Here is a 15,856-nt window from a genome sequence, read left to right as displayed (position 1 = left end):
CGCTGGTGCGAAGCGTCAGAGTTGCGTGAGTGAGACCAGTGGAACCTTCCGGGACAGGTCGACGGACGTGATTCGCCACCTGCTGTCGCGGGGGATCACGAACTGCGCGCAGGCGTCCTTCAGCCACGTCTTTTGTGCGAGCAGAACGGCAAGCTCGGTGCTCCGCTGCTCAGGTGCAGGGATGTACAGCGCCGAGTGGAGGTCCATCACCATCAACACCGGGCGTGGGTTGGTGCCCTGGCCAACCCTCTCCTCCTGGGCGTAGTACAGCGCATCGTTCACGTCCAAGGTCGCGAAGCCGAAGCCCGGGTCGACGAAGGTGTACGTGAGCGGCGCACCGCTCGTGACGTGCGCATGGAGGTTGGCCGGGTCGAAGTCGGCGCCTAGGCCGATGCGGATCCCGCGGCAGACCCTCGTTCGGGTTGCCACCTTGATCATCGTCCCGAGGGCCGTGAACGCTGCATCCACCTCGGCGAGGAAGTCGGCATAGGTCTCGTAGCCCGCCATCATTGTCAGCCAATCGTCTGGCCCGGGAAGGTGGCCCAGCCGAAGCCCGCGATTGGCCGTGTACAGCATCGACGCCGTTAGCGTGTCGATCGGCGACAGGTGATCAGCGAGCGCAGCCAGCTGTCGTTCCCCGATCTCGTTGAGGCGGGCTGTTCGCCCGTCCGGCGCCGCCGCAGGCACGTGCGACCGTGCCTCGGCGAGCGAACGCTCCTCCTCTCGCTGGCGAAAGCTGTCCCGGTATGGCCGGAGTTGCGAGAGCGACGAGGGCGCCGGCTGGTCCTTGATTGCCGTGGCCTCCTCACCAAGCCGCCGACACTCGGCGCGGGACTGCGTGGTCAGGTGTAGTTGCGACCCGCATAGGTCGGGGTGCGGGCAGCGCCAGCTCATGAAGTCCTCAGTCGGTCATCCGGTGGGTCGTGGACGTGCGCTAGTCAAGAAGCCTGATCGAAGATCTGCTTCTGGACCTCAAGGCGCCTTCGGAGATCAACGAACACATTGCCGTTGTGGGTGGCCGGTACCTGCGCCTGGAGCGCGGCGATGTCGATCGAGTTCTCGTCCGTCAACTGCTTGGTGGAGTCCACCACCACCTGCACCAGCATCGCAGCCTGTTGCGGCGACAGCTCGATCGTCACGCTGCTGTTGGTAGCCGAATACTCATCTAGGGCATTGAGGACGGAGATCAGTCGGTCGATGATGCCCGCGTCGAGGCGACCTTCACGAACGGCATCGAGGTACTCAGTCAGGGATACCTTGTACTCGTTGACGCACTCGGGAACGGCAGACCGCTTCCGCGCCCTGCTGGCTGCGAGCGTGACGCCTCCGGCAGCAATCGTTGCGACGATCGCGACGCTGCCCACGATCACCTTGGGGTTTCGGGCTATCTGCATTGCCCGAGCCGCAACGGAGTCACCGCCCCTCGGAAGGTCGATCTCCTTCAGGTGCTTGTAGATCTGACCAGTCGTGGTGCGAACGATGCCGCCGTGCTTGACAAGTTCTCCCGTGAGCAAGCGGGCCTCGATGTCCGGCGGAATGAAGAATGTGGATTGTCGGATCACTGGTCTCCTCCGGTGTCGAGCGCGACGTGATGTAAGGCCAGAGGCCGACGGCACTGGTCGAAACAGGTCAAAGATCTGAGAAGAACCCGGGGTCGATCTCCACGTCCTCGACTGAGCGGGTGGTGGTGCGTACCCCGAGGTCGTACTCCTTCAGCAGTTCGCAAAGCCGCGTGCCGTCGATCAGGTCCAGCGGCGGGGCGCCGTCTCGGGTGGCCTCGGCCTTCGCGTCGGCGGTGAAGGTCCCCGTCGTGATCAGCAAGCCCTTGTCGCCCCGGCCAGCCATAGCGCCGCGGAAGTCCCGGACGGCTCCGGCGCCAACGGAGCCCACGTACCGCTTGCACTGGAAGAAGACGGGAAAGGACACCAACGACATGCGGTACACGCCCAAGCCGTCGATACCGCCGTCACCCGATCTACCCGTGACGCTCGCCGAGACGAACCCGGCTTCTCGGAGAAGGCGCTGGGCCAGCCTCTCGAAGGCATCAGGCTTCATCGCCATGAGAGCGTCGAGCAGCCTCTCCCGCCAGGTCATCTCCTCAGGCGCGGTGTCGTCGGTGTCCGCTTCCTTAGACGTGTTGCGGTCACGCCGTTCAGACCGGAGCCGTTGGATGTGCTCCTGTCGCAGTGGCTCCATCTGATCCTTGGTGACCACGCGGCCCTCGTCGGTCAAAGACCAGACACCACGCCGAGAGTTGATGGCGAGGCCCATGCCCTTCAGATAGGTACGTGCCCATGCCAGCCGATACTCGATCTCGGTGTTGGGACCATCGCCGTGGAGTACTGCCTGCTGCTCGTCGGTGAACTGCTCCTTGGCCAGCACCTGTTCCACGATCTCCTCGATGGAGCCGGAGCCGCCGAGCTCGCGCATCGCCACCACTGCTGGCCATAGCAAGTCTTGGTACCGAGGGATGTCAGGGGTGTCCACCCTTCCTAGCTTGCCGGACACCAGCAATCCGCGCTGCTGATCGGGCGCCGCACGGACTCCGTGCGGCGCCGCGGAGGTGTCCCGCATGACCGACATCAACACGCTGACCGAGGCCCTCGAGATCATCAAGCTGGCCCTCGAGATCCTCCTGCATCTTCTGCACCTTGCAGACTTCCAGCGCCGTCACCGACAGTCACGCGGCGCCCGAGGCCGTCACGCCGCTCGGTGACCACGCCGTCGTCATCGCACCCGGCGAACCGGTTGCCATCAACATGAGTCTCATCGCCGCCGACAGTCCGCACCCGAAGCGGGTTCGGGCGGCCAGCCCGCTCACTCACTCCGTTCGTCGCCCCGTCCTCCGGTTGGGCCCCGCGCAGCGCACCGTTGAGGACAGGGACGGCGATGCCGCAGTTGAGTCCCCGATAGTGGTGTAGCGCGGTCGCCGAGTCGTCGCCGGCGTGTACGTCGGACGAAGACGCGGCCACCGCGTGATCCTTCGAGCGAACCTTCCACAGCACTCTCGAACGGAACATCACGATGACCGCTCCTCACATTGTCGACCCCGCAGGCCTGCTCGGCGAAGCCCTCGCCGAAGCCAGCCCTGATCTGATGCGCAGTCTGCTGCAGACGGTGATCAACGCCCTGCTGTCCGCGGATGCCGACGCGGTGGTCGGCGCAAGACCTTCCCGAAGAAGAACTACCGAGTCTGCGTTGTCGAGTACACCGGGGACACACCAGCCGGTTGGGGCATCTTCGACGCCACGACAGGACTACCGAAGTACGGCACGGGTGCCCCGTCCGAGACCTGGTGCCCCTGAGGCTTCCATCCGGCCGGCGCGCCGCTACTGCTTCCACTGGATGTCGGTGCCGTTGCCGTACATGTCGTCGTTGACGAAGCGCACGGCGTCGACCGGGGGCCACCCGGATCGCTCTGACCATCGAGCGCGTACAGGCTCCCCTGGTACTACTGAGGCGACTCGAGGCAGCGCGGCCGGGGCCGAACGGGCGGCGAGCGGCGATGCATCGCCAGGGGCGAGGCGGGTACCAAGGGTCTCCAGCGTCTGTGAGATGACAGGAGGCCGATCGCATGCGTCACCGGTCCGCCAGGAGGGTCCTCTCGGTGGGAGCCGCCGCCATGGCGGCGACAGCCGTCGTGGGTTGCGGCAGTGACAGCGGGGACAGCGGCTCGCAGCCGACGACTCCCGCCCAGTCGGCGCAGAGCCCGGGCGGCACAACCAGCCCGCGGGCCTCGGGGATGCCGACCTCGCCCGCGCCCACCTCGACCGAGCCACCCACCTCGCCGGCGCCAAGCAGGTCGGCCCAGACGGACACCGCACTGGCGGCGATCGCCACGGCCGAGCGGTCGGTGCCGGGCGGGAAGGTCTTCGATCTCGAGAGCGATTCCGCGGGTGGGCAGCGGCGCTGGGACGTCAAGGTCGCTAGCGGCCAGCGGCAGTACGAGCTCGACATCACCGCGGACGGCGCCAAGGTCGTCGATCGACGCCAGGACAAGACACCCGACGACGATGTCGCGAAGCTCAAGTCCGCGGCAGTCCCGTTGGAGCGCGCGATCGCGATCGCGGCGGGCCGGGCGCAGGGCCAAGGCAAGCTGTCGTCGCTGGAGATCGACTCCGACCGACGGACGGTGCTCTGGCAGATCAGCTTCGGCGGTGACTCCGGGACCACCGTCCTCGTGGATGCGACGAGCGGAAAGGTGCTCAGGGTCGGCCGCGACGTGGGCTGATCTGTCGCTGCGCGACGTCGTCGGCTACTGCGGCTGCGTGAAGAGCCCGTCAGGGTCGTAGTGCGCCCGGACCCGACGCAGCCGGGGCCAGTTGTCGCCGAAGTACGCCGGCCCGGGACTGCGCAGCGTGGGGTCGGCGTAATTGACGTAGGCGTGGTCGCCCCACGCGGGGATCATCGCGCTTCGGAGCCCATGGACGAAGGTGCTCGCGCGCCCGGCCTGACCGGTGCCGTCCCAGGTGGCGGTGTATTGCACCGTCGCCCGGGCGCGGCGATGGACGAACGCGGTGTCGCCGGGACCGAGGTCGGCGACGCGGCCGCCGAGGGCGTCGATCGAGACACCGGCCTCCTTCAGGCCGCTCGGGGTGGCGGCGACCCGGTCCGAGAGCGTCGAGACCGCCGACGCGTCGAGGGCGTCGTCGGCGATGTGCGAGGTCGCCGCGAAGGCCTCCCGTGCGCCACTGCCGCCGTACGCCCGCATCGTGTCGAGGAAGCCGCGCCGGTGGTCGGTGCGACCACGTGGTCGGGTGGCGAGGATCGGCGCGAGCACCGCCTCGAACCGGTCGGCCGCACCGACCCAGGTCACGGTCGCGCCGAGCGACGGTCCGTCGGGGTGAATGGCGCCGGCGAGAAGCTTCAGCGTCGACCACAGCTCCGACGGGGCGTGGTCCAGCCAGTCGAACCACGCGGGTACGACGTCGGCGGCCGCCGACGCCGGCCAGGTGAGATACGTGGTGCTGAGCGTGGGGGCCGGCACGGTCGCGAAGGTGAGCGACGTCGTGACGCCGAGGTGACCGCCACCGCCTCCGCGGAGCGCCCAGAAGAGGTCCGGCTCGGCGTCCGCGGACGCGGTCACGGTGCTGCCGTCGGGCAGGACGACCTCGGCCGAGGTCAGCCGGTCGCAGGTCAGCCCGTAGGCCCGGGTGACCACCCCGACGCCGCCGCCGAGAGTGAGACCGCCGATCCCGACGGTCGGGCAGGAGCCGCCGGGGAGCGCACGGCCGCGGCCGGCGACGGCGGCGTAGGCATCACCCAGCATCGCGCCTGGCCCGAGCGTCACCGACGTGCCTTGCCAGCGCACCCGCGACAGTCCGCGGCAGTCGATCACCAGCGCCCGCGGCGAGCCACCGGACGACCAGCCCGGGTAGGAGTGGCCGCCGGACCGCAGCGCGACCGGCACGCCGTGTTCCGCCGCGAAGCGCAGGCCGATCGCCACGTCGTCGGCCGACGCCACCTCCAGCAGCGCGAGCGGCCGGGCGGCGTCGTACCGAGGGTTCGGCGTCCTCCGCAGCCGGTCGTACGCCGCCGACCCCGGTCGCACCAGGTCCCCGGAGGCGGCTCGGGCCAGCTGGTCCCAGGGGATCGCGCCGGACGACGCGGACGGCCCTGCCGGTGAGGTCACCGGTGAGGTCGCCGGTGAGGTCGCCGGTGAGGTCGCCGGTGACGTCGTCCCCGACGGTGACCCGGAGCCGGCGGGCTGCTCGGTCGAACCGCAGCCGCTGAGGCCGGCGGTCACGGCAGCGGCGAGGACGGACCGACGGCTCCACGGGCTCACACCCCCATTCTGCGCAGGCCACAAGGGCCGCCCGGAGCACGGCGCGGCACTAGCCTGTGCGAGATGAAGATCGTGGTGCTGACCGGGGCCGGCATCTCCGCGGAGAGCGGGGTGCCGACGTTCCGCGACGCCGACGGCCTCTGGGAGGGCCATCGGGTCGAGGACGTCGCAACGCCGGAGGCCTTCGAGCGCGCGCCGGAGGTCGTCCACCGGTTCTATGACGAGCGGCGCCGCAGTCTGCAGCAGGTCGGCCCGAACGCCGCCCACGCCGCGCTCTCCCGGCTCGAGCAGCTCCTCGGGTCCGACCTGCTCGTCGTGACGCAGAACATCGACGATCTCCACGAGCGCGCCGGCTCGCGCCGTGTGCTCCACATGCACGGCGAGCTGCTCTCCGCGCTCTGTGTCTCCTGCGAGGGCCGGTTCGCCTGGGACGGCGACCTCGTCGACGAGCCGCCGTGCCCCGGCTGCGGTCACGCCGGCCTGCGCCCGGACGTGGTGTGGTTCGGGGAGATGCCCTACGAGCTCGACCTCATCGACCGGGCGCTGCAGGACGCCGACCTGTTCGTCTCCGTCGGCACCAGTGGCGCCGTCTATCCGGCCGCCGGATTCGTGCGCGCCGCGACGGCGTACGGCGCCGCGACCCTCGAGCTCAACCTCGAGCCCTCCGCGGGCAGCCACTTCTTCGACGAGAGCCGCTACGGCCCGGCCGGCACGCTCGTGCCCGCCTGGGTGGACGAGCTGCACGCCTGAGATCTGACACGATGTGCGGCATGCTGCGTGTGTCCCGGACCCTTGCCGGCTGCCTCGTGGTCACCGGCCTGCTCCTCGCGACCTCTGGGTGCGGTGGTGACGACGACTCGATCGGGCACGCGAAGGACTACGCCAAGACCGACGGTGCCGACATCGCCAAGGACGCTCGCGCCGCGATGGGCAGGCTCCGGACCATGCATGTCGCCGGCACCATCACCCAGGGCGGCGAGACGATCGCGCTCGACCTGTCGGTGTCCCAGGACGGCTCCTGCGCCGGCACGATCGGCGTCGGTGACGGCAGCATCGAGCTGCGCAGCGCGGGCGGCCGGGCGTGGTACAAAGCCGATCTCGCGTTCTGGAAGGCCGAGGTCGGGAGCGAGGCCGCCGAGGTCGCGAAGGCGGTCGGCGACCGCTGGGTGGTCCTCTCAGGCGACCTCGCCTCGCTGCGCTCGTTCTGCCGGATCGACTCGCTCACCAGCCAGATGCTGGGCGCGAAGGCGTCCTACGAGTCCCAGGGTGCGGCCATGGTCGGCACCACGCCGACCGCCCGGATCTCGATCGAGCAGAGCTCGACCGGCCAGAACTCGACCGGCCAGAGCGATCTGCACAGCACGGCGTACGTCAAGGCCTCCGACCCCCACTACGTCCTCCGGATCGTGCGCGGAACGGGCAAGGCGGCGGGCCAGGTCGACTTCAGCGCCTTCGACCAGAAGTTCACCGTCGAGGTGCCGGCGACCAAGGACATCTTCAACCCCGAGACCGCCGGGAAGTAGCCGCGGCGGACGCGCCCGGGACCCGGGCTCGTCCCGGCTCCGGCCTCAGCGCAGGAGCGCCCCGGCATGCGGCGGCAACATCAGCCGCCCGCTCGTCAGGCGTACGCCGGCCGGCGTCTCGAACAACACCTCGGAGCGCTCCTCGGCGAGCTCGAGCGTGACCGGGTCGTCGCCGAAATTCACCGCGACCAGCACGGAGTCCGTCGCCGTCCCGCGTCGCAGCGTGAACAGCCGGGTCGCTTCGTCGGCGGTTGACGTGACGTGGCCGAAGGCCGGGTCGCTGAGCGCGGGGAGCGTCCGCCGCAGTGCGGCGAGGCGCTCGTAGACCGCGAGCAGCCGTGCCCCGCGTCCGCGGGTCGCCTCCGACCAGTCGAGCTTCGAGCGGGCGAAGGTCTCCGGGGCCTGCGGGTCGGGCACGGTGTCGGGGTCCCAGCCGTGCTCGGCGAACTCCGCGATCCGCCCCTCGGCGGTGGCCCGACCCAGGTCCGGCTCGGGGTGGGAGGTGAAGAACTGGAAGGGTGTGCTCGCCGCCCACTCCTCGCCCTGGAAGAGCATCGGCGTGAACGGGCCGGCGAGGGTGAGCAGCGCGGCGCAGGCGAGCCGGTCGTCGTCGAGGTGGCCCGGCGAGGGATCCGAGAGCCGGTCGCCGGTGGCGCGGTTGCCGACCTGGTCGTGGTTCTGGCTGCACACCACGAGCCGCCAGGTCGGCATGGCCTCGGTGTCGACCGGGACGCCGTGGTCGCGGCCGCGGAAGGACGAGTACGTCCCGTCGTGGAAGAACCCGCGCTCACACACCTTCGCCAGCGCAAAGAGAGGTGCGAAGTCGGCGTAGTAGCCCTGCGTCTCGCCGGTGAGCGCGACATGGAGGGCATGGTGGAAGTCGTCGCTCCACTGGGCGTCGAGCCCGTAGCCGCGCGCCTCGCGCGGCGTCACCATCACCGGGTCGTTGAGGTCGGACTCGGCGATCAGCGTCAGCGGCCGCCGCTGGTGGGCGCAGAGCGCGGCGACCTCGATCGCCATCTCCTCCAGCAGGTGGATGTCGGAGGAGTCGGCGAGCGCGTGCACGGCGTCGAGCCGCAGGCCGTCCACGTGGTAGTCGTCGAGCCACATCCGGACGTTGTCGAGGATGTAGCGCCGGACCTCGTCGGACCCTGGGCCGTCGAGGTTGACCAACTCGCCCCACGTGTTGGTGCCCTCCTTGAGGTAGGGCCCGAAGAGCGGCAGGTAGTTCCCGGACGGGCCGAGGTGGTTGTAGACCACGTCCTGGATCACGCCGAGGCCGGCGACGTGGCAGGCGTCGACGAACCGCTGGTAGGCGGCCGGGCCGCCGTACTCCTCGTGGACGGCGTGCCACAGCACGCCGTCGTAGCCCCAGTTGTGGGTCCCGTTGACGGCGTTGACCGGCATCAGCTCGACCAGGTCGACGCCGATCCGGCGGAGGTGGTCGAGCCGCTCGATCGCGGCGTCGAGCGTGCCGTCGGGCGTGAACGTGCCGACGTGGAGCTCGTAGATCACCGACCCGGCGAGCTGGCGCCCGGTCCAGTCCTGGTCGGACCAGGCGAAGGAACCCGGGTCGTAGGTTCGCGAGCGCTGGTGGACGCCCGCCGGCTGGCGCCGCGACCGGGGATCGGGTCGGGGCGCGTCCGAGGCATCGATCAGGTAGCCGTAGTCCACCTCCAGGGCGGGATCGGGGACGGGACCCTCCGGAGACCACCAGTCGTCCGGACCCTTGCTCATCTCGACGATGTCATCGCCCACCGACAGTCGCAGCCGCTCGGCCCGGGGGGCCCACACGTCGTAGGGCCCGTGCTGCCTGCGTGCCGCCGTCATTTCTGCACCCGCACGAGCAGCGCGACGGGATAGGTCGCGAGGAGGCATCCGAGCTGGCCGGTGGTCGTCTCGGCGCCGGTCAGCTCGTCGCGCCACCGCCCGGACGGCAGGTCGAGCCGGGTGTCCCGCCAGCCGCCCGCGCCGACGAGACCCACCGGCAGCCGGGTGGCGACGGCGATGGCGCCGCCGCGGTCGTAGGCGACGACGTGGTCCGCGGCAGGCCCGACCGCACGCACGGGTGTATAGGACGAGAAGAGCTCCGGCCGCTCGCGCCGCAGGGTGAGCGCCCGGTGGGTGAGCAGCAGCTTGGCCACGCCCGGGTCGTCGGCCGAGGCGGTGAGCGGCGCGCCCGCGCCATCGACCAGCGCGGCCAGCAGCTCCTCCCGCCGGTCGAGGTCGATCGGCCGGCGGTTGTCGGGGTCGACGAGGCTCTGCTCCCACAGCTCGCTGCCCTGATAGACGTCGGGAACGCCCGGCATCGTCAGCGCGAGCAGCTTGGCCGCCAGCGCGTTGGACCAGCCGGGCGCCACGACGTGCGCGAGCAGCTCCGCGAAGACGGCCCGCACCGGCTCCTCGTCGTAGAGAGCGTCGACGAAGCGGTGCACCGCCGCCTCGTAGTCCGCATCGACATCCGTCCACGTGGTGTGGTCGCCGGCCTCGCGCATCGCCTTCTCGGCGTACGCGTGCAGGCGTTCGCGGGGGAGCGGCCAGGCGCCCAGCGCCGCCTGGACCAGCAGCCCGCCGAAGCCGCGGTCGGGCACCGGGTTGATCGTCAGCAGCTCGACGAGGTGGCCCGCCCAGACCTCGGGGATCTCGGCGAGGACCCCGATCCGGGCGCGGACGTCTTCGCCGCGCTTCGTGTCGTGGGTGGAGGTGGTCGTCATGGCGTGCGGCCACTCCGCCTCCCGCCGCGCCATCGCCGCGTGGAACTCTGCGACCGAGACCGCGAAGACCGCCGGGTCGCCGCCGACCTCGTTGAGGGAGGTGAGCCGCGACCAGCGGTAGAACGCACAGTCCTCCACGCCCTTCGCCATCACCATCCCGCTGGTCTGCTGGAAGCGCTTCGCCGCCGCAAGGTCGGGGTCGAAGAGCCACGGCTCGAGCGCGTCGAAGACCGGCCCGAGCTCCGGTCGCCGGGCCCGCGCCGCGGCGAACGCGGCGTCGAGGTGCTCGCGCCCCTCCGGCAGGTAGCTCCGGTAGACCGGGAAGCAGGCCAGCAGCTCGGCCACGGCGTCCTCTGCCCGATAGGCGGGTACGACGGGCAGGTGCCGCCTCAGGTCGCGCACGATGCGCTTGACCTCGGATCGCAGGATCGTGTCGGCGACCTCGCGCTTGCGGTCGTGGACCATCCCGCCCCAGTCGACCGGCGCGCCGCGCAGCGTGGTCTCGAGCTCGTCGAGCGGCTGCTCCGCCGCGGGGTCGGTCAGCACGCGGTCGATCGCGCCGAGCACGTCGTACCCGGTCGTGCCGGCGGTCCGCCATGAGCGCGGCAGGTCCTCGCCGTGCTCGAGGATCTTCTCCACGAGCACATAGGCGCCGCCGGTCAGCTCGGCGAGGTCGTCGAGATAGCGCTGCGGGTCGCGGAGCCCGTCGGGGTGGTCGACCCGCAGGCCGTCGACGAGCCCCTCGCGGAACCACCGGCCGATCTCGGCATGGGTCTCGGCGAAGACCTCCGGCTCCTCCACCCGCACCGCGGCGAGCGTGTTGACGGCGAAGAAGCGCCGGTAGTTCAGCGCGTCGTCGGCGTGGCGCCAGCCCACCAGCTCGTAGTGCTGGCGGCCGTGGACGACTTCTGCGTCGACCACCGGCCCCTCACCCGGACCGGAGTCCGGCAGCGGCGCGCCGAGGTCGTCGGCCGTGCCGGGCGCGATCGGATAGACGTGGTCGTGGTAGGTGAGCACCGGCTGGCCGTCGGGGTCGTCAGGGTCCGCGACGACCTCGAGGTGGGCGATCGCGCCGCCCTCGACGAGCTGGTCGTCGTCGCCGACGACGGGGATCTGCAGCCGGTCGTGACCGGCGTTCCAGTCGACGTCGAAGGCGGCGGCGTGCTCGGACGAGCGGCCGTTCTTGAGGACGTCCCACCACCACGGGTCCTGGCGCGGCGTCGCGACCCCGACATGGTTGGGGACGATGTCGACGAGGACGCCCATCCCGAGCCGGCGTGCCTCGGACGACAGCCGGGCCAGCCCCTCCGCCCCGCCGCGGGCGTCGTCGACGTGGTCGTGCGCCACGACGTCGTACCCGTGCTCGCTGCCCTCCTCCGCGGCCAACAGCGGCGAGAGGTAGACCCAGTCGACGCCGAGCCGGTGCAGGTAGGCCAGCCGCCGGCTCGCCTCGGCGAGGTCGAAGTCGGCCGTGATCTGCAGGCGGTAGGTGCTCGTGGGGATCCGCATCGGCGCTCCGTCTCGGTCAGGTGGTCGTCGAGAGGGCGGCCACGGACGCCGCCACCGAGTGGTCCGGCTCGCCCTCGGGCTCGTGGTGCTCCCGGAGTACGACGACCGCGCTGGCCGCCAGCCGACAGGAGGATCCGGCCGCGAGCGGCTCCCGGCCCTCCACCGAGGCGCCGGTGTCGATCACGACGTCCCAGGCGGCGGCGTACTCGTCGGGTGGCAGCGTCACGTCGCACTCGCCGTCGGCGTTGAAGTAGAGCAGGAAGTGGTCGTCGACGATCTTCTGACCGCGGGCGTCGGTGCCGGCGATGCCGAGGCCGTTGAGGTACATCCCGACTGTCTGGGTGCTCTCGTCATCGGTCCAGTCGCCCTCCTCCATCGGCGTCCCGGTGGGATCGAGCCAGACGATGTCGTTGAGCCGGTCGCCCTCGCCGCCGGGCACGGGAGTGCGCACCGTGGTGCCGGTGAAGAAGCGCTTGCGCCGGAAGGTGGGATGGGCCCGCCGCAGCCGGATCAGCGCGGCGGTGAACTCGACGAGCGGCTTGTCGGCCTGGTCCCAGTGGACCCAGGAGAGCTCGTTGTCCTGGGCATAGACGTTGTTGTTGCCCTGCTGGGTGCGGCCGAGCTCGTCGCCGTGCAGGATCATGGGCACGCCCTGGCTGAGGATGAGCGTCGCGAGGAAGTTGCGCTGCGCCTTGGCCCGCGCGGCCAGGATCTCGGGGTCGTCGGTCGGCCCCTCGGCGCCGTGGTTGTCGCCGCGGTTGAACGACTCGCCGTCGTTGTTGTCCTCGCCGTTGGCCTCGTTGTGCTTGTCGTTGTAGGACACCAGGTCGCAGAGCGTGAACCCGTCGTGGGCGGTGACGAAGTTGATCGAGGCGAACGGGCGCCGCCCGGAGTGCTCATAGAGGTCGCTCGACCCGGCCAGCCGCGAGGCGAACTCGCCCAGGTTCGGCTCGCCGCGCCAGAAGTCGCGCACGGTGTCGCGGAACTTGCCGTTCCACTCCGTCCACAGCGGCGGGAAGCCGCCGACCTGGTAGCCGCCCGGCCCGACGTCCCACGGCTCCGCGATCAGCTTGACCTGCGAGACCACGGGGTCCTGCTGCACGAGCTCGAAGAAGCTCGAGAGCCGGTCGACGTCGTAGAACTCCCGGGCGAGGGTCGCGGCGAGGTCGAAGCGGAAGCCGTCCACGTGCATCTCGCTCACCCAGTAGCGCAGCGAGTCCATGATCAGCTGCAAGCTGTGGGGCTGGCGCACGTTGAGGCTGTTCCCGGTGCCGGTGTAGTCCATGTAGTACTGCTGGTCGTCCTCGACGAGCCGGTAGTACGCCGGGTTGTCGATGCCCTTGAACGAGAGCGTCGGCCCCAGGTGGTTGCCCTCGGCGGTGTGGTTGTAGACCACGTCGAGGATCACCTCGATCCCGGCCGCGTGCAGGGTCTTCACCATCTGCTTGAACTCCTGCACGTGCTGCCCCGGGCCGGTCTGGCTGGCGTAGGCCGCGTGCGGGGCGAAGAAGCCGAGGGTGTTGTAGCCCCAGTAGTTGCGCAACCCCTTCTCGAGCAGACTGTTGTCCTGCACGAACTGGTGCACGGGCATGAGCTCGATCGTCGTGACGCCCAGCTTGGTGAGGTGCTCGATGACGGCGGGGTGCGCGAGGCCGGCGTAGGTCCCGCGGAGCTCCTCGGGGATGTCGGGGTGGAGCTGGGTGAGCCCCTTGACGTGCGCCTCGTAGATGACGGTGTCGCTGTAGGGGTAGCGCGGCTGCCGGTCGCCCTCCCAGTTGAAGAACGGGTTGACCACGACGCCGTGCGTCATGTGCGCCGCCGAGTCGTCGTCGTTGCGAACGTCGGGCGAGCCGAACTGATAGCCGAAGAGGCTCTGGTCCCAGTCGATGTCACCCGAGGTGGCCTTCGCGTAGGGGTCGAGCAACAGCTTGGCCGGGTTGCAGCGGAAGCCCTTCTCGGGATCCCAGGGGCCGTGCACGCGGTAGCCGTAGCGCTGGCCGGGCTGGACGGCGGGCAGGTAGCAGTGCCACACGTAGGCGTCGGCCTCGGTGAGCTCGATGCGCCGCTCGGTGAGGCCGCCGCCCGGGTCGGGGTCGAAGAGACAGAGCTCCACCCTCTCGGCGATCTCGCTGAAGAGCGCGAAGTTGGTGCCGTTGCCGTCGAACGTCGAGCCGAGCGGGTACGGCGTGCCGGGCCAGATCTCCATCGGTTCCCCCTCGGACGGGTCGGTCTGGCGGATCGTTGGATCGATCAAAGCACGCTCGGTCACATCGCGCAGTACCCCGCCGACGTTCTCGGAACGCCGGGAGCGAGAGATAGGTCACCGATCGGTCACGGTGGCGGCGTTTCGGCTCCGGCGGGCGGTGTGATAGGTCAAGATCCACTCTCGAACGCCGGATCCTGTCCCGAGTCGCCCGGCGCCGCTGACTCATCTCGGAGGATCCGTGTTGCTTCCCCGCCCGCGCACCAGCCACCTGCGCCCGCTGCCGCCGTACGCCGTCAACCTGCTCGCCCTGGTCGTGGCGGCCCTCGTCGCGGCCCTCGCCGTGGTCGTCGTCCCGGACGCGCCGGCCCGGGCCGTGGCCCAGGTGGCCACCCAGGCCTCCACCGGGAGCCACGCGCGGCCCAACATCGTGCTGATCCTCACTGACGACATGCGTGCCGACGACATCCGCTGGATGCCGCAGACGCGGCGCCTCCTCGGCGGTTCCGGGACGACGTTCACCCGGGCCGTCTCGCCCAACCCGCTGTGCTGCCCGGCGCGTGCCGAGCTGCTGACCGCGGAATACACCCACAACAACGGCGTGCACAGCAACGGCGGGCAGTGGGGTGGGTTCCATGCGCTGAAGGATCGCGACAACACGCTCGGCGTCTGGCTGCAGAACGCCGGCTACAAGACGGCGTACCTCGGGAAGTACCTCAACACCTGGTCGCTGCCGCGCGACGGCGTCCCCGCGGGGTGGACGCACTTCGACGCGACGACGGCCAACGTCTACCGCTACACGAAGTACCGCTTCTCCAACGACGGTCACAACAACCTCAGCCAGGCCAACATCGGGCGTGACGCCCAGGGTCGCGGCTACATCACGCGGGCCATGACGACGATCATGAAGCGCTGGATCGGCGAGTTCTCCGGGTCCGACCAGCCCTTCTTCCTCTTCGACTCCGAGCTCGCGCCGCACATGGGCGGGATCAGCGACACCAAGGCGGGGCCGGCGCTGCCGGAGCCGAAGTACGCCCACCTCTACGCGCACGCGGTCAACCCGGCGACCCGCTCTGCCGCCTATCAGGACCCGAACGTCTCCGACGTCCCGGTCGAGGCGCGGCTCAGCGGGAAGCACGCCGGTCCGGCCTACAACCAGGCGATGTTCCTGGGGCGGATCCGGGCACTGCGCTCGGTCGACGACCACGTCGCGGCGATCGTCAAGAAGCTGCGGGAGACCGGCGAGCTGGCGAACACCGAGCTGATCTTCACCTCGGACAACGGGTTCATGAACGGCGAGCACCGCTACTCCAACAAACTGCTCGGCTACAAGGAGTCGCTCGACGTCCCGCTGATCATCAAGGGTCCCGGGTTCGGCCACCGCCGCAGCGCCCACCCGGTCACCACCGTCGACCTGGCCTCGACGATCGTCGACCTCGCCGGTGCGACGCCCGGGCGTGTCACGGACGGCCAGTCCGTTGTCGGCCGTGTCGCGAAGACCGGTGCCCGCCCGATCCCGATCGAGGGCGAGGTCCAGCGTCACATCTACGAGCACGCGTGGGGGTGGCAGGGCGTGCTCTGGGGCCGCTACACCTACATCCGCTATTGGCACGGCGGCCAGGAGCTCTACGACACCAACCGCTCGCGCTGGCAGGAGGAGAACCTCCTGCACAACCCGCGGTACGCCGGGGTCCTGGCCCGCCTCAAGAGCGTGTACGCCGACCTCCACCTCTGCGTCGGCGAGGCGGAGTGCAGCCCCGCGGCGGCGACGCCTCCCGGGCCGCGTGCGCAGTACGAGCCGCGCTTCCCGATCATGCGGCCCGCCGCGCGCACCGTGCCGGCCCGCGGGGCCAAGGCGATCCGCCTCGCCGTCCGGGTCGGCGCGCCGGTCACGGGTGTGAAGGCCCACCGCGGCCACGTCCGGCTCGTCGTTGACGGCGTCCCGCGCGGCGCGGCGGTGGCGGTGGACACCCAGGGTCGGGCCACCGTCTCCTGGGACCCGCCCGCCTCCACGGCCCGCCGCGTGCACGTCGTCCGGGTGCAGTACGACGGCGGCTCGCCCGACCTGCTCTCCGGCCGGAGCGACAAGACGGTGAAGGTCCGGGTCAGCTAGCCGGGCGCG

12 protein-coding genes and 1 pseudogene are annotated in these 15,856 nt (G+C 70.4%); 6 read left to right on the top strand and 7 right to left on the bottom strand.

Annotated features, from left to right (window positions below; translation table 11 throughout):
- Window positions 1-15 precede the first annotated feature (15 nt).
- The 3 genes from AB3X52_RS00355 to AB3X52_RS00345 all read right to left on the bottom strand — a co-directional run bounded on the left by AB3X52_RS00355 (window position 16) and on the right by AB3X52_RS00345 (window position 2,487).
- Window positions 16-894 carry a hypothetical protein gene (locus AB3X52_RS00355; RefSeq protein ID WP_367990625.1) on the bottom strand — a complete coding sequence of 293 codons (879 nt, stop codon included), beginning with the start codon at window positions 892-894 and terminating at the stop codon, window positions 16-18.
- A 44-nt stretch (window positions 895-938) separates the two neighbouring features.
- Entirely contained in the window at window positions 939-1,562 is a 624-nt protein-coding gene (locus AB3X52_RS00350) for a hypothetical protein (protein WP_367990623.1), read from the bottom strand.
- A 67-nt stretch (window positions 1,563-1,629) separates the two neighbouring features.
- Window positions 1,630-2,487 carry a restriction endonuclease gene (locus AB3X52_RS00345; RefSeq protein ID WP_367990621.1) on the bottom strand — a complete coding sequence of 286 codons (858 nt, stop codon included), beginning with the start codon at window positions 2,485-2,487 and terminating at the stop codon, window positions 1,630-1,632.
- 85 nt (window positions 2,488-2,572) lie between these two features.
- Between AB3X52_RS00345 and AB3X52_RS00340 the strand changes: the two genes are divergently transcribed.
- From AB3X52_RS00340 to AB3X52_RS00330, 3 genes and pseudogenes are all read left to right on the top strand, one after another.
- Window positions 2,573-2,716 (top strand): hypothetical protein, encoded by a 144-nt coding sequence (locus AB3X52_RS00340; RefSeq protein ID WP_367990619.1) that lies wholly within the window; start codon window positions 2,573-2,575, stop codon window positions 2,714-2,716.
- Between the two features lie 308 nt (window positions 2,717-3,024).
- Window positions 3,025-3,192: pseudogene (locus AB3X52_RS00335) on the top strand (IS256 family transposase); the annotation flags it as partial.
- A 430-nt stretch (window positions 3,193-3,622) separates the two neighbouring features.
- Window positions 3,623-4,231, top strand: coding sequence for a PepSY domain-containing protein (locus AB3X52_RS00330; protein ID WP_367990617.1), 609 nt, complete (start codon window positions 3,623-3,625; stop codon window positions 4,229-4,231).
- Window positions 4,232-4,255: 24 nt separating this feature from the next.
- Here the strand turns inward: AB3X52_RS00330 and AB3X52_RS00325 are convergent, their stop codons facing one another.
- Window positions 4,256-5,785, bottom strand: coding sequence for an FAD-binding oxidoreductase (locus AB3X52_RS00325; protein WP_367990615.1), 1,530 nt, complete (start codon window positions 5,783-5,785; stop codon window positions 4,256-4,258).
- A 63-nt stretch (window positions 5,786-5,848) separates the two neighbouring features.
- Between AB3X52_RS00325 and AB3X52_RS00320 the strand changes: the two genes are divergently transcribed.
- On the top strand, window positions 5,849-6,535 hold the full coding sequence (locus tag AB3X52_RS00320) for an NAD-dependent deacylase (RefSeq protein ID WP_367990613.1): 687 nt from the start codon (window positions 5,849-5,851) through the stop codon (window positions 6,533-6,535).
- A gap of 20 nt (window positions 6,536-6,555) precedes the next feature.
- Window positions 6,556-7,308 carry a hypothetical protein gene (locus AB3X52_RS00315; protein WP_367990611.1) on the top strand — a complete coding sequence of 251 codons (753 nt, stop codon included), beginning with the start codon at window positions 6,556-6,558 and terminating at the stop codon, window positions 7,306-7,308.
- Window positions 7,309-7,353: 45 nt separating this feature from the next.
- On the opposite strand, the gene treZ is transcribed toward AB3X52_RS00315, so the two are convergent.
- Genes treZ through glgX form a run of 3 tightly spaced genes read right to left on the bottom strand, consistent with a single transcriptional unit; the run spans window position 7,354 to window position 13,737 of the window.
- Window positions 7,354-9,138 (bottom strand): malto-oligosyltrehalose trehalohydrolase, encoded by a 1,785-nt coding sequence (treZ, locus tag AB3X52_RS00310; protein ID WP_367990609.1) that lies wholly within the window; start codon window positions 9,136-9,138, stop codon window positions 7,354-7,356.
- Entirely contained in the window at window positions 9,135-11,531 is a 2,397-nt protein-coding gene (gene treY, locus AB3X52_RS00305) for a malto-oligosyltrehalose synthase (protein ID WP_367990607.1), read from the bottom strand. Before treY ends, treZ begins: the two co-directional genes overlap by 4 nt.
- 16 nt (window positions 11,532-11,547) lie before the next feature.
- Window positions 11,548-13,737: a glycogen debranching protein GlgX gene (gene glgX / locus AB3X52_RS00300; RefSeq protein ID WP_367990605.1), complete on the bottom strand. Its 2,190-nt coding sequence runs from the start codon at window positions 13,735-13,737 to the stop codon at window positions 11,548-11,550.
- 238 nt (window positions 13,738-13,975) lie between these two features.
- Between glgX and AB3X52_RS00295 the strand changes: the two genes are divergently transcribed.
- Window positions 13,976-15,847 carry a sulfatase family protein gene (locus tag AB3X52_RS00295; protein WP_367990603.1) on the top strand — a complete coding sequence of 624 codons (1,872 nt, stop codon included), beginning with the start codon at window positions 13,976-13,978 and terminating at the stop codon, window positions 15,845-15,847.
- Window positions 15,848-15,856: the final 9 nt, after the last annotated feature.

The sequence above is a fragment of the Nocardioides eburneus genome, assembly GCF_040838215.1.
Classification (GTDB): Bacteria; Actinomycetota; Actinomycetes; order Propionibacteriales; family Nocardioidaceae; genus Nocardioides; species Nocardioides eburneus.
This window is presented reverse-complemented; position numbering and strand designations above follow the sequence as displayed.